31 protein-coding genes and 1 tRNA gene are annotated in these 17,989 nt (G+C 66.1%); 12 read left to right on the plus strand and 20 right to left on the minus strand.

Features of this window, described 5'->3' with window-relative positions; all coding sequences use genetic code 11:
• Window positions 1-2: 2 nt before the first annotated feature.
• From FZN60_RS22885 to FZN60_RS22930, 10 genes are all read right to left on the minus strand, one after another.
• Complete coding sequence (locus FZN60_RS22885) at window positions 3-212, minus strand: hypothetical protein (RefSeq protein ID WP_158875837.1); 210 nt, start codon at window positions 210-212, stop codon at window positions 3-5.
• Window positions 213-275: 63 nt separating this feature from the next.
• Window positions 276-641: a hypothetical protein gene (locus FZN60_RS22890; RefSeq protein ID WP_158875838.1), complete on the minus strand. Its 366-nt coding sequence runs from the start codon at window positions 639-641 to the stop codon at window positions 276-278.
• Window positions 638-952: a DUF6074 family protein gene (locus tag FZN60_RS22895; RefSeq protein ID WP_199266631.1), complete on the minus strand. Its 315-nt coding sequence runs from the start codon at window positions 950-952 to the stop codon at window positions 638-640. Before FZN60_RS22895 ends, FZN60_RS22890 begins: the two co-directional genes overlap by 4 nt.
• Window positions 952-1,530: a helix-turn-helix domain-containing protein gene (locus FZN60_RS22900; protein ID WP_158875839.1), complete on the minus strand. Its 579-nt coding sequence runs from the start codon at window positions 1,528-1,530 to the stop codon at window positions 952-954. Before FZN60_RS22900 ends, FZN60_RS22895 begins: the two co-directional genes overlap by 1 nt.
• Complete coding sequence (locus FZN60_RS22905; RefSeq protein WP_158875840.1) at window positions 1,527-1,736, minus strand: hypothetical protein; 210 nt, start codon at window positions 1,734-1,736, stop codon at window positions 1,527-1,529. The genes FZN60_RS22900 and FZN60_RS22905 overlap by 4 nt, the downstream gene beginning before the upstream one ends.
• Window positions 1,733-1,972, minus strand: coding sequence for a hypothetical protein (locus tag FZN60_RS22910; RefSeq protein ID WP_158875841.1), 240 nt, complete (start codon window positions 1,970-1,972; stop codon window positions 1,733-1,735). Before FZN60_RS22910 ends, FZN60_RS22905 begins: the two co-directional genes overlap by 4 nt.
• Window positions 1,969-2,181 (minus strand): helix-turn-helix transcriptional regulator, encoded by a 213-nt coding sequence (locus FZN60_RS22915; RefSeq protein WP_199266632.1) that lies wholly within the window; start codon window positions 2,179-2,181, stop codon window positions 1,969-1,971. Before FZN60_RS22915 ends, FZN60_RS22910 begins: the two co-directional genes overlap by 4 nt.
• Complete coding sequence (locus FZN60_RS22920; RefSeq protein WP_158875842.1) at window positions 2,178-2,381, minus strand: hypothetical protein; 204 nt, start codon at window positions 2,379-2,381, stop codon at window positions 2,178-2,180. Before FZN60_RS22920 ends, FZN60_RS22915 begins: the two co-directional genes overlap by 4 nt.
• Entirely contained in the window at window positions 2,378-2,905 is a 528-nt protein-coding gene (locus tag FZN60_RS22925; protein ID WP_199266633.1) for an Arc family DNA-binding protein, read from the minus strand. Before FZN60_RS22925 ends, FZN60_RS22920 begins: the two co-directional genes overlap by 4 nt.
• Complete coding sequence (locus FZN60_RS22930) at window positions 2,902-3,051, minus strand: helix-turn-helix domain-containing protein (protein ID WP_246727082.1); 150 nt, start codon at window positions 3,049-3,051, stop codon at window positions 2,902-2,904. The genes FZN60_RS22925 and FZN60_RS22930 overlap by 4 nt, the downstream gene beginning before the upstream one ends.
• Window positions 3,052-3,183: 132 nt before the next feature.
• On the opposite strand from FZN60_RS22930, the gene FZN60_RS22935 reads away from it, so the two are divergent.
• The 8 genes from FZN60_RS22935 to FZN60_RS22970 all read left to right on the plus strand — a co-directional run bounded on the left by FZN60_RS22935 (window position 3,184) and on the right by FZN60_RS22970 (window position 11,064).
• On the plus strand, window positions 3,184-3,468 hold the full coding sequence (locus FZN60_RS22935; RefSeq protein WP_246727083.1) for an Arc family DNA-binding protein: 285 nt from the start codon (window positions 3,184-3,186) through the stop codon (window positions 3,466-3,468).
• A 2-nt stretch (window positions 3,469-3,470) separates the two neighbouring features.
• Window positions 3,471-4,664: a tyrosine-type recombinase/integrase gene (locus tag FZN60_RS22940; protein ID WP_158875844.1), complete on the plus strand. Its 1,194-nt coding sequence runs from the start codon at window positions 3,471-3,473 to the stop codon at window positions 4,662-4,664.
• A gap of 107 nt (window positions 4,665-4,771) precedes the next feature.
• Entirely contained in the window at window positions 4,772-5,335 is a 564-nt protein-coding gene (locus FZN60_RS22945; protein ID WP_158875845.1) for a hypothetical protein, read from the plus strand.
• A 146-nt stretch (window positions 5,336-5,481) separates the two neighbouring features.
• Complete coding sequence (locus FZN60_RS22950) at window positions 5,482-6,327, plus strand: helix-turn-helix transcriptional regulator (protein ID WP_158875846.1); 846 nt, start codon at window positions 5,482-5,484, stop codon at window positions 6,325-6,327.
• A 754-nt stretch (window positions 6,328-7,081) separates the two neighbouring features.
• Window positions 7,082-8,098: a sulfate ABC transporter substrate-binding protein gene (locus FZN60_RS22955; RefSeq protein ID WP_158875847.1), complete on the plus strand. Its 1,017-nt coding sequence runs from the start codon at window positions 7,082-7,084 to the stop codon at window positions 8,096-8,098.
• A 106-nt stretch (window positions 8,099-8,204) separates the two neighbouring features.
• On the plus strand, window positions 8,205-9,080 hold the full coding sequence (gene cysT / locus FZN60_RS22960) for a sulfate ABC transporter permease subunit CysT (RefSeq protein WP_158875848.1): 876 nt from the start codon (window positions 8,205-8,207) through the stop codon (window positions 9,078-9,080).
• Window positions 9,081-9,090: 10 nt separating this feature from the next.
• On the plus strand, window positions 9,091-9,975 hold the full coding sequence (gene cysW / locus FZN60_RS22965) for a sulfate ABC transporter permease subunit CysW (protein ID WP_246727087.1): 885 nt from the start codon (window positions 9,091-9,093) through the stop codon (window positions 9,973-9,975).
• Between the two features lie 24 nt (window positions 9,976-9,999).
• Window positions 10,000-11,064: a sulfate/molybdate ABC transporter ATP-binding protein gene (locus FZN60_RS22970; RefSeq protein ID WP_158875850.1), complete on the plus strand. Its 1,065-nt coding sequence runs from the start codon at window positions 10,000-10,002 to the stop codon at window positions 11,062-11,064.
• Here the strand turns inward: FZN60_RS22970 and FZN60_RS22975 are convergent.
• Window positions 11,051-11,347 carry a hypothetical protein gene (locus tag FZN60_RS22975; protein ID WP_246727088.1) on the minus strand — a complete coding sequence of 99 codons (297 nt, stop codon included), beginning with the start codon at window positions 11,345-11,347 and terminating at the stop codon, window positions 11,051-11,053. The two genes, FZN60_RS22970 and FZN60_RS22975, sit on opposite strands and share 14 nt — an antisense overlap.
• Before the next feature lie 254 nt (window positions 11,348-11,601).
• Here FZN60_RS22975 and FZN60_RS22980 point away from each other — a divergent pair.
• Together FZN60_RS22980 and FZN60_RS22985 are read left to right on the plus strand one after the other, a co-directional pair.
• A tRNA-Asn gene (locus tag FZN60_RS22980) sits at window positions 11,602-11,676 on the plus strand.
• Between the two features lie 133 nt (window positions 11,677-11,809).
• Window positions 11,810-13,141, plus strand: a complete 1,332-nt coding sequence (locus FZN60_RS22985) for a site-specific integrase (protein WP_158875852.1) — start codon at window positions 11,810-11,812, stop codon at window positions 13,139-13,141.
• 37 nt (window positions 13,142-13,178) lie between these two features.
• Here the strand turns inward: FZN60_RS22985 and FZN60_RS22990 are convergent, their stop codons facing one another.
• Together FZN60_RS22990 and FZN60_RS22995 are read right to left on the minus strand one after the other, a co-directional pair.
• The gene (locus tag FZN60_RS22990; RefSeq protein ID WP_158875853.1) at window positions 13,179-14,339 is read right to left on the minus strand and encodes a hypothetical protein; all 1,161 of its coding nucleotides are present in this window, start codon (window positions 14,337-14,339) and stop codon (window positions 13,179-13,181) included.
• Between the two features lie 82 nt (window positions 14,340-14,421).
• Window positions 14,422-14,733 carry a DUF3572 domain-containing protein gene (locus FZN60_RS22995; protein WP_158875854.1) on the minus strand — a complete coding sequence of 104 codons (312 nt, stop codon included), beginning with the start codon at window positions 14,731-14,733 and terminating at the stop codon, window positions 14,422-14,424.
• 89 nt (window positions 14,734-14,822) lie between these two features.
• Between FZN60_RS22995 and FZN60_RS23000 the strand changes: the two genes are divergently transcribed.
• Window positions 14,823-15,518: a thermonuclease family protein gene (locus FZN60_RS23000; protein WP_158875855.1), complete on the plus strand. Its 696-nt coding sequence runs from the start codon at window positions 14,823-14,825 to the stop codon at window positions 15,516-15,518.
• A 54-nt stretch (window positions 15,519-15,572) separates the two neighbouring features.
• On the plus strand, window positions 15,573-15,860 hold the full coding sequence (locus tag FZN60_RS23005; protein WP_246727084.1) for an excalibur calcium-binding domain-containing protein: 288 nt from the start codon (window positions 15,573-15,575) through the stop codon (window positions 15,858-15,860).
• A 13-nt stretch (window positions 15,861-15,873) separates the two neighbouring features.
• Here the strand turns inward: FZN60_RS23005 and FZN60_RS23010 are convergent, their stop codons facing one another.
• The 7 genes from FZN60_RS23010 to FZN60_RS29340 all read right to left on the minus strand — a co-directional run bounded on the left by FZN60_RS23010 (window position 15,874) and on the right by FZN60_RS29340 (window position 17,812).
• Complete coding sequence (locus FZN60_RS23010; protein ID WP_158875856.1) at window positions 15,874-16,398, minus strand: hypothetical protein; 525 nt, start codon at window positions 16,396-16,398, stop codon at window positions 15,874-15,876.
• Window positions 16,395-16,622 (minus strand): hypothetical protein, encoded by a 228-nt coding sequence (locus FZN60_RS23015; protein WP_158875857.1) that lies wholly within the window; start codon window positions 16,620-16,622, stop codon window positions 16,395-16,397. Before FZN60_RS23015 ends, FZN60_RS23010 begins: the two co-directional genes overlap by 4 nt.
• Window positions 16,619-16,759: a hypothetical protein gene (locus tag FZN60_RS23020; RefSeq protein WP_158875858.1), complete on the minus strand. Its 141-nt coding sequence runs from the start codon at window positions 16,757-16,759 to the stop codon at window positions 16,619-16,621. Before FZN60_RS23020 ends, FZN60_RS23015 begins: the two co-directional genes overlap by 4 nt.
• A gap of 2 nt (window positions 16,760-16,761) precedes the next feature.
• Window positions 16,762-16,887 (minus strand): hypothetical protein, encoded by a 126-nt coding sequence (locus tag FZN60_RS29200; RefSeq protein ID WP_255476091.1) that lies wholly within the window; start codon window positions 16,885-16,887, stop codon window positions 16,762-16,764.
• A gap of 9 nt (window positions 16,888-16,896) precedes the next feature.
• Complete coding sequence (locus FZN60_RS29040; RefSeq protein WP_246727085.1) at window positions 16,897-17,049, minus strand: hypothetical protein; 153 nt, start codon at window positions 17,047-17,049, stop codon at window positions 16,897-16,899.
• A gap of 354 nt (window positions 17,050-17,403) precedes the next feature.
• A complete protein-coding gene (locus tag FZN60_RS23030; RefSeq protein ID WP_158875859.1) occupies window positions 17,404-17,589 on the minus strand; it encodes a hypothetical protein in 186 nt (61 codons plus the stop codon).
• The gene (locus FZN60_RS29340) at window positions 17,570-17,812 is read right to left on the minus strand and encodes a hypothetical protein (RefSeq protein WP_158875860.1); all 243 of its coding nucleotides are present in this window, start codon (window positions 17,810-17,812) and stop codon (window positions 17,570-17,572) included. The genes FZN60_RS23030 and FZN60_RS29340 overlap by 20 nt, the downstream gene beginning before the upstream one ends.
• Between the last annotated feature and the right edge of the window lie 177 nt (window positions 17,813-17,989).

The raw sequence follows: 17,989 nt of genomic DNA on the forward strand, positions 1-17,989 counted from the left end.
GACTACTCCTCCTCGCCAGCGATCTGCCGAAGGATGTTAACGAGCGCCGGACCGTTCGGTCGCGAACTCGCCGACTCAATCGCGCCTGCGAAAATGCCCTCGACCTCCATCTGACTGAGCGTCTCGGTGCGCAGCAGCGTGGCGATGAGGTGCTGCTGAAGCATGATGCTCGCCTCGGTGAGATCTACGAGCTTGTGACCGGTCTGGCTCATGGGCGGGTCCTCTGATGTCGAGGTGCCGGGATATAGCGGCGACGCGCAGATCTGCCCTCGCCATCAGCCCGCCTCCCTCGCGACGAGTGCTTTCCACCAGCGAGCTTGCCGTTCTGTCAGTCGCAGAACCGGGTTGCTCCGCCGAGCCCTTCGCTCCATCGACATGACGAAGCCGCGCTCGTTGTCGGCCAGGGGTCGAGCCAGGAGCCTGGCTGATGCCGACAGCACCTCCTCTTTCGAGACGCTCGTATCGAAGCGCGGCTGACGCACATGGATCTGCGGGCGCCGCACAGCAAGCGGCTCATCGAGAAACCCGTTCCGGTCGACCCACCCCCAAGCCTCTGCGTTGGTTTTGAAGGGGCCAGCTAAGCGCCAGTTGCTGTTGCCGGCGACGTAGAAGCTGCCGTCGCGATCGGACTTAACGATCATGCCGCGTCACCTCCCTCGGGCTGGCGGCGGATGGCATGTCGAGCTCGCCGATTGAGCTCAACCTGTACGGCATCGAAGAAGGCCCGCAGCTCGCGCTCGATGCGGTCGTCAGCGATCCCCGCCCGCTCCATCTGGCGGCGAAGGTCGGTCACGGTCCGCCGCCAATAGGCCTCAGCGCCACGCTGTGTGCTGTCGTAGAGCTGCTGCGCCGTGCGCCTGATCTTGCCCACGCGCTTGGTCGTCGGGAACGGGATCACCTCGACAGGAGGAGGCGTCCAGCGGAAGAGAGGGAGGTCGGAGTGACGATCCATCAATGACCTCTTGAGGCCAGAGCATACTGGTTAGACGTCCCACCCTTCTCAGAGCGGTATATCTCTTCAGGTGTTCCGTTCAGGTGTTTAGCCGCCATGGGTGGCGGGTCGAGAGCCGCCATGGGTGGCGGGTCGAAGTGCTCTCGAGCCGCCATGGGTGGCGGGTCGAGACGAAGCTCCCGACGTGCATCTCGGAGCATCGCGCGCCGGTCGTCGATTGCAGTGGCACGGACCCTGTTGTCGACGAAGACGTAGCGGTTGGACTTCCGGCGATCGTACCGGCGCACCTCTACCCAACCGGCTGCCTTGAGGTCCGCGACGGCGCGCTCCACCACTCGCTTCGACAGGCTGAGATCGTCCGCGATCGTCTCGATCGCCGGATTGCACTGGCCGGTCTCCGAGTTCACGCACGACAGAAGGTAGATGCCCACCAGCTTCGCGTTCACGGGCAGGACCGGATCGCACATGATCCAGTCCTGCGCGTCGAGCTTGGCCGAGGTGAATGACTTCCGGTTCCGCTCGGCGGCGCGCTTCTCCTCACGCCGCCGAACCTGGACCGACACCTCGGACCCGCTCACATTGCCCTCGCGTGCATCAGCCCGGCCTCGCGGATGGCGATGCAGGCTTGCTGAGGCGAGAGTCCAAAGCGCTGACGCATTGCCGGCACGATCGGCCGAGGACGATCCTCTTGAGGCAAGGATGCGAGCCAGCGGGCCGCCTCGTCGATCTGCGCCGTGCTCTCGTGATCGTGGCCGGTGGTACCGCCTACGGGGATGGTGCTCATTCGGCCGCCTCCTTCTCCGCCACGAAGGCGCGTAGGAGACGTAGCCCCTCTTTGGCCGACTCCTGGTTCCGCATGAAGAGGTCGAGCTCTCTGCGATCGAAGGAGATCTCGACCCAATCCGGATCCTCGTTCTCATCCCAGTAGTCCCGGCACTTCTTGATGAAGGCGGCTGCCCGTTCGTTCCAATCAATCAGCATGTCGGCGGCTTCGGTGAAGGTCTCAGGCTGCTTGCTCACGCCGCTTTCCCTTCGTTCCGGGCGGCAATGCGCGCCTCGAGCCAAGCTTCGACCTCGACCTCCATCCAGCGAGAGGCGTGATTCGTGACCTTCACGGCGGCGGGGAAGGCGCCCCGCCGCATCATGTCGTAGATGGTCCGACGGGCGAGTCCGGTGCGGTCGCAGACGTCGGCGATGCGGAGCATGCGATGGTGATCGGACGCGCTCACTGGCCAGCCTCCAGGCTGTCGAGCCGCTCGAAAAGGACTTCGAGATTTCGGCGCATGTCTTCGGCGATCTGGGCGATGGCGTTGCCGAACTCGCTCCTTCCCTCGGCGATGATGCCGTTGCCGACGAGGAGGAGGATGCGGGCGCGGTGTTGAAGGGCGGACAGGTCATCCATCGCGGCGGAGAGGTCCAGGGCGGTCATGCCGACTTCTCCACCGCGAGAGTGGCGATGTCTTCGACCGCGCGCACGAACGCCAGGGCAAGGTCCATGAACTCGCCGTTGATCGTGCAGACAGGCTCCTGGCCGACCGAATACTCCGCGTTGGCGATCAGGGTGTGGCTGGCCTGCTCGGCGATGATCTTGATGGTGTTCAACGCGCGTTCGGACTCGCTGGCCAATTGGAACCAGTGCAGGTCGCTTGCCGCAGGCGCGGCCGCGGTGGTATCGGTGCGGGTGCCCATACCTATCTCCTTGCAGGGATGTTGAGGGTCATGGTCCGGCGAGGTGGCAGCCTCGGCCGGGCCGCTTGCTTCCGAGACCTGCAAATTTGCGGGTCTAGGCTGGTCGTAGGCGAGCAGCCGGTGGATGATCTCGGCGTTCATCGAGCGCCCGTGCAGGGCGCCTTCTTCCTTGATCTTGTCGCGAAGGCCATCGGGAAGACGAAGGCCAACCTGATCCGCGCCGCGCCCGTGGGAGCGACCCATGAGGGCGTGGGCCGCGCTCAAGCGGCATCCCCGGTGAACACGGCGACGAGCTTGCTGCGCTCGATCACCCAGCGATTGCCCACCTTGCGGGCAGGAATCTCACCCGACGTGCATAGGTGGAACGTCTGGCGCTCAGTCCGCCCGATCATCCGCGCGATGGCGGTCACGCCCCAGATGAGCTCCAGGTTTTCGGTACTCTGTGTCACTAGCCGTAATTCCCTGTTAATGGACCACGTGTAAACCACGGTGGGTACATGCACACAGGGGAGACTTGCCGTCAACCCCACGCTGGTGCATGCATGGACCACGATCAGGTTGAGGGGCTTATGGCGCGCGAAGATCCACAGATGAAGCTCAGGCTTCCCGAGGCGCTGAAGACCGCCATTGCAAAGGCGGCAGAGGCTAACGGTCGCAGCCTCAATGCCGAGATCGTGCAGCGTCTCGAACAGTCGATTGGGTTCGAGGAGGAGTACGGACCGCTGGAAGAGGTTATGCGTGAGGTCTGGAACGACATCGAGAAATTGAAGGCTCGTGTCGCTGAGCACGACGAGCATCTATTCCCCAACCGCTACGATCGGGACTGACCATGTCTGTCCGCAAGCGCGCCTGGACGACGCCGAAGGGCGAGGAGAAGACGGCCTGGGTCGTCGACTACACGGACACGGCGGGCAAGCGCCGGCTCAAGACGTTCCCGCGGAAGAAGGAGGCCGACGCCTTCGCCGCCACCGCGAGCGTCGAAGTGCGCGAGGGTACACACGTCGCGGACAGCGCAAGTGTGACGGTGACAAAGGCGGGAGAGCTATGGATTGCTTCCGGCGAGAGCGCCGGGCTCGAACGGTCGACGATCAAGCAGCGCCGCGCGCACCTCGACGTCCACCTGACGCCGTTGATCGGCCCTACCCTGCTCTCGAAGCTGACGGTGCCGCTGGTGCGCGAGTTCGAGGACCGGATGCGCAAGGAGGGCCGCTCGGCGGTCCTGACGAAGAAGGTTCTGACGTCGCTCGGGTCGATCTTCGCCGACGCCAACGAGCGCGGCCTCGCCACCCGTAACCCGGTGCGCGACATCCGCGGCAGCCGGAAGGGGCGCGAGCTCCGCGCTGAGAGGCGCCAGAAGGGGCGGCTGGAGGTCGGGAAGGACATTCCAACCCGCGAGGAGATCCGCGCGCTGGTGGCTGCCCTGGACGATAATTGGAGGCCCCTCCTCCTCACGGCCGTTTTTACCGGCATGCGCTCATCCGAGCTGCGCGGGCTCCGCTGGCAGGACGTCGACCTGCGGAAGGCGTGCATCCACGTCCGGCAGCGCGTTGATGAGTTCGGGCAGATCGGGCCGCCGAAGTCCGAGGCAGGCGCCAGGACGATCCCTGTGCCGCCGCCGGTCATCGTCGCGCTCAAGGAGCAGAAGCTTCGCCAGGCGAAGGGCGTCGACTTCGTGTTCGCCAATCCCGAGGGCAAGCCGCGCTCGCACACCAACACGATCGACCGCGGCCTGATGCCGGCGATGATTCGCGCTGGCGTGACGGTGACGACGGGCGAGGTCGACAAGGACGGCCAGCCGATCGCGGCGGCGAAGTACACGGGCATGCACGCCCTTCGGCACTTCTACGCCTCCTGGCTGATCAATCGGAAGGAGGAAGGGGGGCTCGGCCTGCCGGCGAAGATGGTGCAGGAGCGGCTCGGCCACGCCTCGATCGTGATGACGATGGACGTCTACGGCCACCTGTTCCCGAGGGCCGACGACGGCGAAGAACTGGCCGCCGCCGCGAGGGCTCTGCTCGGCTGACTGCAACATGGCCGCGACATGCGGCCGAAAAGCTCAGCGAAATCAATGCCGGGTCGAAGCCTGCAAATCCTTGCACGCCGGTTCGATTCCGGCCGAGGCCTCCACCAGTGCTCAACACCATTGATAATGCTGGAGAAATTCCAGCATATCGCAACGCCGAACGGTACCCGCGCGGCGAGGTGTATCAGTCGGTTGCCGAGCCGTTCCCCGACTGGCAAAGAGAACTGTCCTTCGTCGCTCCGCCATCCATCCCCGCCGAACTGTCCGACGACGCATGCGGCACAGTCGTCGAGTGGATGCAGCGCCCACTCACCACCTCGGCGCCCGAGCGAGGCTATCGAGGCCTGTCGGGCGAGTACGTCGAACTGGCGGCCCTCTTCCTCTCCGGCGAGATGACGTTCGAGCCGGTTCACCTCCCATTCAAGGGCGGCCGCTTCCAGGATCAGAATCCGTTCGAGCTAAATCTGCGAATGGTATGCAGAAGCGGAAGTTATGTTTGCATACAAAACAGATGGAGCCAGCCGACAATGCTGCTTAAACATGATCCTGGAGCGCAACATAAGCAGCCGGTCGCTATTGCGCTAGAAGCGATCGGGGCGCGGCGGCGGCGTTGCAATCGAATGAACCTGCCGGTAGGACGATGTTGCCCGGCATGGTCGCGACTTATCTGATGATCTATCTGTAGAGCATGGCATTTGAAGCGCCCCAGCTGAGGCTGAAACATTCAATCCGCGGGGATGATTCACACGTCGAATCGCGATCGGCCGACAGCATCATCAAGCTGCACGAGCTCCCGTCCGTCGGCGTCGGCATCCACATGGACATGGTCTACTCCAACGTCGCGGGCCTGGGGTGCTGGTCGGTGAACTCACCGTCCGGCTTCGTCGCCTCGGTCGAGCCGCAGAGCAGCTACGTCCTTCTGCATTGGATGCGATCGGGACGGATCGATTATCACACCGGCCCGTGCCGCACCGTGTTCTCCGCCGGCTCCGTCTTCACCTGGAGTTCCGCGGAACTCCACCGCGTGGAACATGCGTCGGACCTCGACATCGTCGTCACTACGATCCGGCAGGACGATCTCGCGCGCTTCGTTCAAGTGCTGACGGGTAGCGAGCACAAGGGTCGCGTCGAGTTCTTCGCGGTGCCTCCGGACAGCCCCAACGAGCGCGGCTTGCGCTTCGTCATGGCGACGCTCGCCGGCGCGATCCTGGACGACACGCCCCTCGCCTACGCGCCCCTCGCCATCGCCTCGCTCAAGGACATGACGCTCGGCGCGATGATCGAACTCTGCCCGAACAACATCCGCATGCCGGGTTTCGTCAAGCCGTCCGAGCCGGTGGCGGTCGCCCGGGCTCGCGACTTCATGCGGGCCAATATGAGCCGGCCGATCCGCGTCGCCGACATCGCTCGCGCCAGCGGCATCCCGCTGCGCACACTTCAGATCGCCTTTCGCCGCGCGACGGGAGAATCCCTGGTCGAGCACCTGCGCATGCTGCGCCTCGAGCGGGCCCGCTTCGATCTGACCGATCCTGCCTGGTCGCCGCGGGTTTCGGAGGTCGCCTATCGCTGGGGCTTCAGCAATCTCAGCGACTTCTCGCGCCGCTACCAGCAGGCTTTCGGAGAGCGGCCCCGCGATTCTCTTCGTCGCAAATGGCACGCCTGATCAGGCAGCTTCCGCGTCTCCGGCGTCGGGAAGCGCGGGGCGATTCGGCGCCTCTGCGCAAGGGCCGAGCCCGTGCCCGGGCCGCTGATGCTCGCGCCGCCGACGAGCGCCGCGACAGCCTCTTGCCAGTGCGCCGATTTTTCAGGCGGCCGGCAGTTCGAGCAGCTTCTTCGGCACGCTGACCTGATCGCCGGATATAGTAACGACCTGGAGAGAGTTGGCTCCCGCGCCGTTCCTGTAGAACGGGTAGCTCGCTCCCGGCATCAACCCGAGCGAGATGGCGGAACAAGCGTCATCGCGGACACGAACATACGAAGTCATGGCTCAAGACCTTTCGCAATCGAGGCGTTTCTTGCCTTCGAAGCGATAGAACCATGAGATTGCTGAACCGAGCCTGAAGCCGCCGTTCAGGAAGCGCAGGATGGTTTCCGCTTTGCCACCCGACGCTCAGGCATGTCGGGCATATCGGCCCGCTACCGCGGCGTTCCGGAACCCGAGACCCGCCCGCGGATTCGCTCTGAAGAACGGGGCGTGCGCGACCGGAGTTCCAAGTGCCGGCTCCCTCGTCCGCCCCGGGCGCGGAAGAGGTGTTCGATCCCGCGGAACAACTTGCCGGCCGAAATTCCGGCCGGCAGAAGATTTTTCCCGCTGCGCCGAGAAGAAGAGTTCGCGAAAGGCTTTCTGCGAAGGGCTCGTTGACACGATGATAGACGCCTGATCAGCATTGTCCATCTTCTCTATAGGGATAGTAACGATGCCCCGCTTCCGAACTCTCGCGCTCGCCCTTCTCGTGTCCGTCGGGGCAGCCATGCCGGCCCTCGCCCAGCAGACCCTCCTCAACGTCTCCTACGATCCGACCCGCGAGCTTTATCGCGACTACAATGCCGCCTTCTCGAAGCATTGGCAGGCCGAGGGTCATGACGCCGTCGCCGTCCAGATGTCGCACGGTGGTTCGGGTGCCCAGGCCCGCACCGTGATCGACGGCCTCGACGCCGACGTGGTGACCCTTGCCCTGCAGGCCGATATCGACGCCATCGCCAAGGCGACGACCAAGATCCCGGCCGACTGGCGCGCCCGCCTGCCGCACAACTCCGCACCCTACGCCTCGACGATCGTCTTCCTGGTCCGCAAGGACAACCCGAAGGGGATCAAGGACTGGGGCGACCTCGTGAAGGACGGCGTCGAGGTGATCACGCCGAACCCGAAGACGTCGGGCGGCGCGCGCTGGAACTACCTCGCGGCCTGGGCCTACGCCAACAAGGCCTTCGGCAACGACGAAGCCAAGACGAAGGAGTTCGTCGGCGAGATCTACCGTCACGTCCCCGTGCTCGACACGGGCGCGCGCGGCTCCACCACGACCTTCGTCCAGCGCGGCATCGGCGACGTGCTGCTCGCCTGGGAGAACGAGGCCTTCCTGGCGATCGAGGAACTCGGTCCGGATCAGTTCGAGATCGTCGTGCCCTCGATCTCCATCCTCGCCGAGCCGCCCGTCGCGCTCGTCGACGGCAATGTCGACGCCAAGGGCACCCGCGAGGTGGCCGAGGCCTACCTCAACTACCTCTACTCGCCCGAAGGCCAGACCATCGCGGCCAAGCACTTCTACCGCCCGTCCGAGCCGGAGACCGTGACCGACCAGGCCCTGCTGCAGCGCTTCCCCGACGTCGAGCTGGTGTCGATCGACGACGCCCAGTTCGGCGGCTGGGAGAAGGCGCAGCCGACCCACTTCGCCGATGGCGGCGTGTTCGACACGATCTTCAAGCCCGCCAACTGAGCGCGACGGCCATCGGCGTGCCGCGCGCGGGGCTCCGGCTCCCGCGCGCGGCGCCGTGCCGTTCGATCACGGTGAACCAACCCGGGACCTGGATGCTCCATCGCTCATGACGCAAGCTCTCGCCTTCAAGCGGCCGAGCGTGATCCCCGGTTTCGGGATCGCGTTCGGCTTCACGCTGTTCTATCTCGGCGCCATCGTTCTGATCCCGCTGGCGGCGCTCATCCTGCGCGCCGCTGGCGTGGGGTTCGCCGAGTTCCTGACCCTCGCGACCGATCCGCGCGTCACGGGCGCGCTGAAGCTGTCCTTCGGCGCCTCGTTTGCCGCGGCTGCGATCAACGTGGTCTTCGGCTTTCTCGTCGCCTGGGTGCTCGTGCGCTATGACTTTCCCGGCCGGCGCCTCGTCGACGCCGCGATCGACCTGCCCTTCGCCCTGCCCACGGCGGTCGCCGGCATCGCGCTGACGACGCTCTACGCGCCGAACGGCTGGATCGGCTCGCTCTTCACGGCGTCCGGCCCGCTCGGCTTCCTGTTCGGCGAGAGCGGCCTGAAGATCGCCTACACGCCCCTCGGCATCGTCGTCGCCCTCACCTTCGTGTCGCTGCCCTTCGTGGTGCGCACCGTGCAGCCCGTCCTCGAAGAGGTCGACATCGAGCTCGAGCAGGCCGCCGCGACCCTCGGCGCGAACCGCTGGCAGACGATCACGCGCGTCGTCCTTCCCGCCATCGTGCCGGCCCTCCTCACCGGCTTCGCCCTGGCGCTGGCCCGCGCCGTCGGCGAATACGGTTCGGTCATCTTCATCGCCGGCAACATCCCCTATGTCTCGGAGATCGCGCCGCTCCTGATCGTGATCCGGCTGGAAGAGTTCAACTATGCCGGCGCCACGGCGGTCGCCGCGATGATGCTCGGCATCTCCTTCATCATGCTGCTGGTCATCAATCTCATCCAGGCCTGGAGCCGCAGGAGGTTCGGACATGGCGCTTGAGGCCGTCCACATGCCCGCCGCCGACGCGACCAGCGCGAGCCCCCGCGCGCCCCGACCCGTCACCACGGAAAGCCCCCTGGTGAAGTGGCTGCTGACCGCGGTCGCCCTCGCCTTTCTCGCCTTCTTCCTGTTCCTGCCGCTCGTCGCCGTCTTCGCCGAGGCCTTCCGCAACGGCCTCGACGCCTATTTCGCGGCCCTGGTCGAGCCCGACGCGCTCGCGGCCATTTGGCTGACGCTGATCGTCGCGGCGATCTCGGTGCCGCTCAACCTCGTCTTCGGCCTCGCCGCGGCCTGGGCCATCGCCAAGCACGACTTCAAGGGCAAGAGCCTCCTCCTGACCTTGATCGACCTGCCCTTCTCGGTCTCGCCGGTGATCGCGGGCCTCGTCTTCGTGCTGCTCTTCGGCGCGCAGGGCTACCTCCAGCCGCTCGTCGCCTGGACGGGCATCAAGATCGTCTTCGCCATTCCCGGCATCGTTCTGGCGACGGTCTTCGTCACCCTGCCCTTCGTCGCGCGCGAGCTGATCCCGCTCATGCAGGAGCAGGGCACCGGCGACGAGGAAGCCGCCGTCTCGCTCGGCGCCAACGGATGGCAGACCTTCTGGCGCGTGACGCTGCCGAACGTGAAGTGGGCGCTCCTCTACGGCGTCCTTCTCTGCAACGCCCGCGCCATGGGCGAATTCGGCGCCGTGTCCGTCATCTCGGGCAAGATCCGCGGCTTCACCAACACGATGCCGCTGCAGATCGAGATTCTCTACAACGAATACGCCTTCTCCGCCGCCTTCGCGGTTTCAACGCTGCTGGCCGGCCTCGCCTTCGTGACGCTCGGCATCAAGGCCGTCCTCGAAGCGCGCTATGCCGGCGACATCGCCGCCACCGGCCGCGGCCGACACTGACCTTCGCCCGAAAGGACAACGCTCATGGACATTTCCGTCCGCCATCTCGCCAAGGAGTTCGACGGCTTCCGGGCGCTTCACGACGTCTCGCTCGACATCCGCTCGGGCGAGCTGATCGCGCTTCTCGGCCCGTCCGGCTCCGGCAAGACGACGCTTTTGCGGCTCATCGCCGGCCTTGAATTCCCCTCCGCCGGCACGATCCGCTTCGGCCAGGAGGATGCTTCTTTAAAGAGCGTGCAGGAGCGCAATGTCGGCTTCGTGTTCCAGCACTACGCGCTGTTCAAGCACATGAGCGTCGCCGACAACATCGGCTTCGGCCTGTCCGTGCGCCCGCGCGCCACGCGCCCGAGCCGCGCCGAGATCCGCCGCCGCGCCGCAGAGCTCCTGGATCTGGTGCAGCTCCCCGGCCTCGGCGAGCGTTATCCAGCCCAGCTCTCCGGCGGCCAGCGCCAGCGCGTGGCGCTCGCGCGCGCCCTCGCCATCGAGCCGCGCGTCCTTCTCCTCGACGAGCCGTTCGGCGCGCTCGACGCAAAGGTGCGGCGCGAGCTGCGACGCTGGCTGCGCGAGCTGCACGACCGCACCGGCCACACCACCGTCTTCGTCACCCACGACCAGGACGAGGCGCTGGAACTCGCCGACCGCGTCGTCGTCATGAGCCAGGGCCGCATCGAGCAGGTCGGCTCGGCGGCGGACATCCACGACCGCCCGGCCTCGCCCTTCGTGTTCTCCTTCGTGGGCTCGTCGAACATCCTGCCCGTCGAAGTGCGCGGCGGCGAGATCGCCTATCGCGGCACCGTGCTCGGGCGCACCGAGGACGCCGACGGTCCGCGCAGCCTCTTCGTGCGCCCCTACGACCTGGAGCTCGTCTCCGACGGCGCGCCGGGCATCGGCGGCACGGTCTCGCTCGCCCGCCGCTCCGGCGGCTCGCGGATCATCGAGATCGAGACGCCGGACGACGGGCGGATCGAGCTGGAGCTGCCGGCCGAAGCGCCGGGCAGCGTCGGCGACCGCATCGCGGTGCGCCCCCGCCGCTGGCACCTGTTCGAAGCCGCCGCCTCGCGCGCCGACGCGCCCGTCACGGGCGGCTGACGCCGCTCCGCGTCGCCCCGTCCACCAGCTCGGCCGCCGTGTGCGAGGTCGGCACGCCGCCGTCGCGCCCGCGGCGGCCGCGCCAGCGCGCCCAGCGCACGGTCGAGCGGCGGCGGGCGCGCCGCACGATCGCGATGTCGATCGACAGGACCAAAAGGCCCAACGGCACCATCCAGAAGCCGAGGATCGGCAGGAAGCCGAGAAAGCCGCCGAGGATGAGCGCGACGCCGATCGCGATGCGCCAGCGGCGCTGACGCGGCAGCTCGACGCCGCGCCCGAACATCTCGATTCGCCCGCGGCGCACGCCAAAGCCGGAGCCGCCGCCCTGCGAGCTCGCTTCCGAACCCTTTCCAGCCATCCCGCCGCTGCCTTTCTTCTCGAACCGACGCGCGCAACCCTGCGCAATGGCCCGGCAAATGGGCATTCTTGGCCAACGATGGAATGGCCGAGCGCGGTTTGCGACGGTTTTTTCACGAGGGCGCTTTGCAAGCCCGAACCACCCTGCTATAGGCCCGCTCACACGCAGCAGCGTGGCGGTCCCCGGTAGCTCAGTGGTAGAGCAATCGACTGTTAATCGATCGGTCGCTGGTTCGAATCCGGCCCGGGGAGCCAAATACCACCTTCGCCTTGCGGCGCATCCCCTGGAAATGTAAGGCTTCAGCGTCTCGGCAGCTCGCGCGTCGCCCGCACGATCTTCGAACCTGCATTCATTTCGGCATACAATTCGACATACAGGGCTTCGGGAATGGCCTCGGAAACGCTGCCCCGCTGGATCGTCCGGATCGACGGCCGGCTGCACTATCGGCCGCGCGTCCCGACGCGCTACGCGGCCCTCGACACCCGTCGATTCGTCACACTCTCCTGCGGCACGAACGACGTCGCGCAAGCAATCGTCGCCCGCGACGCGCTGAACCGGATGACGGAGAGCTTCTGGCAGTCGCTGGCGCGCGGCGACGATCCGAACGCGCGCGAGCGCTACCGCGCGCTCGTCGACCAAGCGCATGCCGCCGGCTTCGCCTACGTGCCGCTCGCCCAGCTTCGGACAGGGCCGCTCGCAGAGATCGACGCGCGCATGGCGGCCGTCGAGGAGGCGCTACGCGCAGGCGGCGCGAGCGCGTCGAAAGCTTCAGCGCTTGTCGTCGGCGCGCTCCTCGGCCGCGAGGACGAGCCGCCGCTGACGCTCTCGACCGTCTTCGCCGCCTACGAGGACCTGACCCGAGAGGCTCGGCTGAACAAGTCGGACAACCAGGTCCGCAAGTGGCGCCTGCCGCGCCAGCTCGCCTTCTCCAACCTCATCGACGTCGTCGGCGACAAGCCGATCGCGGATTTCACGCGCTCGGACGCCCTCGCCTTCCGCGCCTGGTGGATCGACCGCATCGCCGACGAGGAGCTCCTGCCGGACACGGCGAACAAGCAGTTCGTCCAGGTCGGCACCGTGATCGCGACGGTGTCCGACCGCCTGGACCTCGACCTTAAGCGGCACTTCCGCGGCCTGTCTCTGAAGCAGGTTGAGGCGAAGCGGCCGCCGTTCTCGACGGCGCACATCCGCGAGGTCCTGCTACGGCCGGGCGCCCTCGACGCGCTGAACGCCGGCGCACGCGGCATCATCCTGACGATGATCGAGACCGGCGCGCGGCCTGTCGAGCTCGCGCACCTGCGGCCGAAGATCGACATCCGCCTCGACGCCGAGATCCCGCACATCTCGATCGCACCCTACGAGCGCTACTCGCTGAAGACGAAATACTCGGAGCGCACGCTGCCGCTCGTCGGCGTCGCGATCGAGGGGGCGAAGCTCCTCATGGAGGCGAACCGCCGATACCAGGGCCGCACCGACGCGCTCTCGGCCGTCGTGAACAAGTTCCTGGTGACGAACGAGCTGCTCGAGAACCCCGACCAGTCAATCTACAGCCTTCGCCACTCCTTCAAGGACCGGCTGACGGACGTCTCCACGCCCGACACGATGGAGACCGCACTGATGGGCCACAAGTTCGATCGGCCCGGCTACGGCTCGGGTCCGACGCTCGAGCGCAAGCTCGAATGGATCCGGAAGATCGCCGTCAGCACTCCTGCCTGCTGATGTTCCGCCTGCGAATGGTGTCGGAACGTACCCTCTTTCATCCTGCGATCGGCAACTTTTCCAAGTGCTCGATGAGCCACCTTATGACGCTGAGTGCTCGTTCATCGTCGGCAAAGAATCTAAGAAACCAGTCCTTGTTCTGGATGAACCATTGAGCTGCGGCATAGCCGCCAGTGACTGCACCGCCGGTCCAGAGGATTGCGCGACCGAAAATGACCTTCAGGAGGTTGCGAATACCCTCTGAGAAACGTCTTGCACGGCGATCAGATGAGGATGCGTTGGGAGGCACAACCCTCGCCTCCTCCTTCAGCACCTCTACCGCACTCTCGGCAACGATGCCTGTCCGCTGTGCGCTAGCCGCGATCGCCAACGCTTCGCCTGGATCTATAATCTCGGCCTGTGTGTCCGGCCCATACTGCGCTTCGTCGTAGCTTCTCAAGGCTTGGTCGCTGGCTACGAAGGCATTGTATGCCCGCACGAGAACCAGGAGGTCCCCGCGGAGGCTGTCTGGCAGTGGCGCCACGTCAGAGAGCCGATCGTCATCAAGAAGCTCTTGCTGCGCGCTGAACTGCCGAAGTGCTTCGCCTCGAGGGATCAGCAGTCCTGGTCTAACTTCTGTGATGGTTTCACCGATGGCTTCGACGAGCAGCCTCGATGCCTCTTTCACCCGTCCAGCAGTGTTGCTACCGGCATGCTGGACTCCTGGATCAGTCGCAAGGCGGCCTGCGAGACGACGTACCTCAGAGTGCAGATCACCTAACGTCGGGGTCGGGGTGACAAACCTTCTTTGAAAATCGGGGTCATTTTCTATGACACCTTGCGGATTGACCACAAAAACGGGCGCCGCCTCAACTTGCGGCGGCACTTCTGGAATATCATCATCCCTACGTTCAAGTTCGGGCAACTCAGAGAAAATTACATCTAAATCAACAGTCCCTGGGAGATGCCGCTCTACCTCCTCTATAGTTCGACGCAAGCGCCCGTAATTCAGCCGCACAGATGACACGCGAGCACTGAGAGTCTGAGCTGCGGAATCGAACGTAGACAAGAACTTCTTGTAGCATTCCTCTCGGAACGTCGGGTCGTTTCTGTCTCCCTTGGCCAGGAACACATCGAGCATCCAGCGCTCATACGATGACACCGCTGCTTTCGCCACGATCCCCCCAACGACTTGAGTGCCTACAGTCTGATCGTCCACGCCGGCGAGGTCGAGTCCCTATATTGGCTTCGGCGCAAGACCATGTACAGGCGAGTTTCAGGGTTGCGCCTCGGAGTCGTGATCAGTCGAAGTTCGTATCCGGCTCCACTGGTGCCAGCTTGTCACGCGCGACCTGCACCGCGGCGGGGTCGAGCCCGGCGCGGTTGGCGAAGTCCATTGTCGTCGGCTCGTAGGCGAGGATGAAGTCGAGGAGGCCGACAAAGAAGGCGGGCTTCGCCGCCTCGGCGCGCAGCTGCCCGACCTCAAGGCCGGACAGGTCAAGGAAGCGCTGGAAGAGCTTCGGGTCCTCGGCGATGAAGTTCAGCGCCTCGATGCCAACGGCTTGCGCATCGACGCCCGCACTCGCCTTCTTCAGGTTCGTCAATTCCAGCATCGTCCACCTCGAATCAACCGTCGGGGCGCATATGATCGCTGCATCGGCGAGCTAGAACAAGACGTGAACGATACATCGAGGAGAGATGAATGCGCCTGCTGACGATGGCTCTTGCGACCACTCTCCTGTCCACGGCCGCGCAGGCGGCGGACCTATCGGGACGCGCGACTGTCGTCGACGGCGACACGCTGCAGATCGAGGGCGTCAAGGAGCGGATCCGCCTCTACGGCGTCGACGCGCCGGAGAGCAAGCAGACCTGTGACGACGCGCGGGGCAAGCGCTACCTCTGCGGCTCGCGCTCGGCCGAGGCTTTGGCCGAGATCATCGGCCGACAAGGCCGCGTCCAGTGCTTCGAGGAGGATCGCGACCGCTACGGCCGGATCGTCGCCGAGTGCGCGACGGCCGGCAACACCGTCGTCAACGCCGAGATGGTCCGGCAGGGTTGGGCCGTCGAGTACGACGACTACTCCGATGGACGCTACGACCAGGAGGAACGGGAGGCGAAGAAGGCGAAGCGCGGCATCTGGGCCGGCCGATTCGTCAAGCCGTCGGCCTGGCGCCGCGGAGAGCGCCTGGCGAGCGAGCAGGCCGCCACCGTCGAAGAGCAGGGCGCGCCGTCGACGAAGTGCCTGATTAAGGGCAACATCTCCGGCTCGGGCAAGATCTACCACACGCCCTCGTCCCGCTCCTACGAGAAGACGGTGATCGACGAGGCCGACGGCGAGCGGTGGTTCTGCACGGAGACGGAAGCGAAGGCGGCAGGCTGGCGCGCGCCGCGGGGCTGACCTCTCGACAACCCCAGAACCCATGTGCATCCTCGGGTTCTTGGGAGGAATCACATGAAGATCATCGCCGTCCTGGCGCTGTTGGCCTCGGCCACGGCGCAGCCTTCGCACGCGCCCAGCGCTCCAGCCGAGCCATCCGGCCCCAGCGTGCGGGAGCAGTTCGAGAGCTACCGCGTCGCGCAGCGGCGCAGTTGCAAGGCGGCGAGCACGTGCGAGGAGGCGGTGCGCATGTGGTGCGACGGCTACGCCGGCGCCGACCGCGACAAGGACGGCATCCCCTGCGAGAGCGTTTGCCGCTCGAAGGCGCAGGTCGACGAGATCAAAGCCGCGATCGGCTGCTGACGAAGCGCGCGGCTCAGGGTCGCGGCTCGGCCGGCGACGTCGCGCCGACGATCGCGCCATCCTGAACGAGAACCTCGTTGGCCGACTGGACGGTGATCGACTTGTCGGTCGCGCTGCCGGCCGGAAGGCTCGCCGTCACCATCAGGCTATAGGCGCCGTTGGGGAGTGCGTCCCAGCGGCAGTCCGGCAGGAGGCGGTCGATCGGCACCACGGCGCGATCGGTGTCGCGCTCGATGACGCGCCGGCCGCTCGAGGCGCAGGGCTGCGAGCCGTCCTCGCCGAGCAGCTCTACGACGGACACGACCGGCAGGTCGCCGACGTGGCTGCGCCGCCAGACGATCACGACGTCGCCGGGCGGCAGGATCTCGACGCGGTCGATCTCGAACCAGAACGACGCCGGCGCGACCTGGACGGCGAACCGCCAGAAGGCATCCCAGCAGAAGAGCAGGAGCGAGAAGATCACGAGGATGCGGAAGAACGTCGCCGAGGCGCGCGCGGCAGCGCGGCGCACCGACCGGAGGACAGCGGGCATGGTCATTCCCCCTTCCCTTCGTCGACGGGCCCGACCTTCAGCATGCCGGTGATCACGGCCTTGAAGACGGAGCGCGCCCAGTTGACGTCGACGCCGAGCGCGACGGCGAGGAGCATCAGGTAGACCTCGGAGCCGACGGGCTTGGCCCACAGGTTCATGCCGTGGTCGGACACGTAGAGGGCGCCGAGCGCGAGAAGCGCCAGGACGCGGAGAACGGCTTCGACGGTCACGGCAGGCGCCTCACGGACATGATGGTGGTGGACAGCGTCCAGGCGACGGCCGCCCCGGGATGCGCGATCGCGAGCCCCAGCCCGGTCGAGGTGAGAAGGAGCGCGACGGCGCAGGTCGCGAGGCGGCCGGCGCTCATGATCAGACGCCGGGGTTGGAGGCGCCGCCGGCGCCGAAGCCGCTGCCGCCTGCATCGCGGGCGATCTTGCGGCCAAGCTCCTCGTCGAAGTTGGCGTCGGAACCGGGGCGGCTCTCGCCGGTCACCATGAAATCGTTCTACAGCGTCAGGGCGCAGACGACGAGCGTGGTGCCCGGAAAGACGTGGAACGCCTCATCCTTGATCGAGGCGTCGATGTGCGCCGGCGTCAAGCGCGGCGCTGTCAGGCCCTTGCGCTGGATCTCGGCTTCGATAGCGGCTTCGTTGCTCATCTTCGTCTCCCGGCATGAGCATGAACGAACGGCCAGCGACGCGCGGTTGCGCGAGCCGGCGGAACTATCCACAGATGGAGTGGGTTATGGCGCCTAGTGTCGTCACGGGCTGCAGCTGTGCAGAGCCGCAGCCCGGGCTGGACGACAATGACGTAGGACCGCCATGCCTGCGCCCGGCCCATCCGGAGCGCAAGAAAAGAGCGCGGAACGGGCTTGTTCGAACCCCGTTCCGCGCTTCTGTCTGGTGAGGTGCCGCACCGCACGAACGCGATCAAGCGCGTTAAAAACGCACCGTTTTCGGCCTACTCGCAATCCTGTGGAATACGCATTTACTGCCACTCGTGGCGCCCGGGGTCAAGTCTCTCCCCGAGCCGCCTTCGCAGCCTCGCGGCGCAGCGCGTGCGCGATCTCGGAGCGCTCCTCGAAGAACGCCTCCGGATCGCGATGCGACAGGCTGAGCCGCTCGACCCGGCTGGCGAGCACCTCGATGCGGTCGCAGAGGCTGGGCGTGCCGGCCGGATCAGTGCTTCGCTCGCCCATCATCCTCGTCCAGGTCACGCGCCGGCCCGTTCGACAGGCCCCAGTGCTGGACGAGCGCGTCGAGCGCGGCCCGCAGCACCTTGCAAGCCGTGCGCCGGCTGCACTTGATCTTCTTCGACAATTCCCGGAGCGAGTGTCCCTCCCCGGCCACGAAGCGCGCGATGCCGTAGTTCCGCTCGCCAACAGCGAGGTACGCGCTGCGCAGCTCGAAGCCGGCGGCCATGCGCCCGTCGTTGAAGGCGTCCGGCGCGCTACCGCCGTCGACCCGCTCCTTTGGTCTGCCCCCTGAAAAGTGGCCCTCCCTGAAGTAGGCTTTTGAGCCTTTGGAGGATGCCGAGAATGCCGAGGAAGAAGCCGAGCCCGGAAGAGATCGTCGCCAAGCTGCGACAGGTGGACGTTC

It is taken from the genome of Antarcticirhabdus aurantiaca (assembly GCF_009765365.1).
In the GTDB taxonomy this organism is placed as follows: domain Bacteria; phylum Pseudomonadota; class Alphaproteobacteria; order Rhizobiales; family Rhizobiaceae; genus Antarcticirhabdus; species Antarcticirhabdus aurantiaca.

What these genes read in the sequence shown, in the direction of transcription:
- FZN60_RS22885 (WP_158875837.1), bottom strand. Translation starts at nt 212, where the DNA reads ATGAGCCAGACCGGTCACAAGCTCGTAGATCTCACCGAGGCGAGCATC.
- FZN60_RS22890 (WP_158875838.1), bottom strand. Translation starts at nt 641, where the DNA reads ATGATCGTTAAGTCCGATCGCGACGGCAGCTTCTACGTCGCCGGCAAC.
- FZN60_RS22895 (WP_199266631.1), bottom strand. Translation starts at nt 952, where the DNA reads ATGGATCGTCACTCCGACCTCCCTCTCTTCCGCTGGACGCCTCCTCCT.
- FZN60_RS22905 (WP_158875840.1), bottom strand. Translation starts at nt 1,736, where the DNA reads ATGAGCACCATCCCCGTAGGCGGTACCACCGGCCACGATCACGAGAGC.
- FZN60_RS22920 (WP_158875842.1), bottom strand. Translation starts at nt 2,381, where the DNA reads ATGACCGCCCTGGACCTCTCCGCCGCGATGGATGACCTGTCCGCCCTT.
- FZN60_RS22935 (WP_246727083.1), top strand. Translation starts at nt 3,184, where the DNA reads ATGGACCACGATCAGGTTGAGGGGCTTATGGCGCGCGAAGATCCACAG.
- FZN60_RS22940 (WP_158875844.1), top strand. Translation starts at nt 3,471, where the DNA reads ATGTCTGTCCGCAAGCGCGCCTGGACGACGCCGAAGGGCGAGGAGAAG.
- FZN60_RS22950 (WP_158875846.1), top strand. Translation starts at nt 5,482, where the DNA reads ATGGACATGGTCTACTCCAACGTCGCGGGCCTGGGGTGCTGGTCGGTG.
- FZN60_RS22955 (WP_158875847.1), top strand. Translation starts at nt 7,082, where the DNA reads ATGCCCCGCTTCCGAACTCTCGCGCTCGCCCTTCTCGTGTCCGTCGGG.
- cysT (WP_158875848.1), top strand. Translation starts at nt 8,205, where the DNA reads ATGACGCAAGCTCTCGCCTTCAAGCGGCCGAGCGTGATCCCCGGTTTC.
- cysW (WP_246727087.1), top strand. Translation starts at nt 9,091, where the DNA reads ATGCCCGCCGCCGACGCGACCAGCGCGAGCCCCCGCGCGCCCCGACCC.
- FZN60_RS22970 (WP_158875850.1), top strand. Translation starts at nt 10,000, where the DNA reads ATGGACATTTCCGTCCGCCATCTCGCCAAGGAGTTCGACGGCTTCCGG.
- FZN60_RS22975 (WP_246727088.1), bottom strand. Translation starts at nt 11,347, where the DNA reads ATGTTCGGGCGCGGCGTCGAGCTGCCGCGTCAGCGCCGCTGGCGCATC.
- FZN60_RS22985 (WP_158875852.1), top strand. Translation starts at nt 11,810, where the DNA reads ATGGCCTCGGAAACGCTGCCCCGCTGGATCGTCCGGATCGACGGCCGG.
- FZN60_RS22995 (WP_158875854.1), bottom strand. Translation starts at nt 14,733, where the DNA reads ATGCTGGAATTGACGAACCTGAAGAAGGCGAGTGCGGGCGTCGATGCG.
- FZN60_RS23000 (WP_158875855.1), top strand. Translation starts at nt 14,823, where the DNA reads ATGCGCCTGCTGACGATGGCTCTTGCGACCACTCTCCTGTCCACGGCC.
- FZN60_RS23005 (WP_246727084.1), top strand. Translation starts at nt 15,573, where the DNA reads ATGAAGATCATCGCCGTCCTGGCGCTGTTGGCCTCGGCCACGGCGCAG.
- FZN60_RS23010 (WP_158875856.1), bottom strand. Translation starts at nt 16,398, where the DNA reads ATGACCATGCCCGCTGTCCTCCGGTCGGTGCGCCGCGCTGCCGCGCGC.
- FZN60_RS23020 (WP_158875858.1), bottom strand. Translation starts at nt 16,759, where the DNA reads ATGAGCGCCGGCCGCCTCGCGACCTGCGCCGTCGCGCTCCTTCTCACC.
- FZN60_RS29200 (WP_255476091.1), bottom strand. Translation starts at nt 16,887, where the DNA reads ATGGTGACCGGCGAGAGCCGCCCCGGTTCCGACGCCAACTTCGACGAG.
- FZN60_RS29040 (WP_246727085.1), bottom strand. Translation starts at nt 17,049, where the DNA reads ATGAGCAACGAAGCCGCTATCGAAGCCGAGATCCAGCGCAAGGGCCTG.
- FZN60_RS23030 (WP_158875859.1), bottom strand. Translation starts at nt 17,589, where the DNA reads ATGGGCGAGCGAAGCACTGATCCGGCCGGCACGCCCAGCCTCTGCGAC.
- FZN60_RS29340 (WP_158875860.1), bottom strand. Translation starts at nt 17,812, where the DNA reads ATGGCCGCCGGCTTCGAGCTGCGCAGCGCGTACCTCGCTGTTGGCGAG.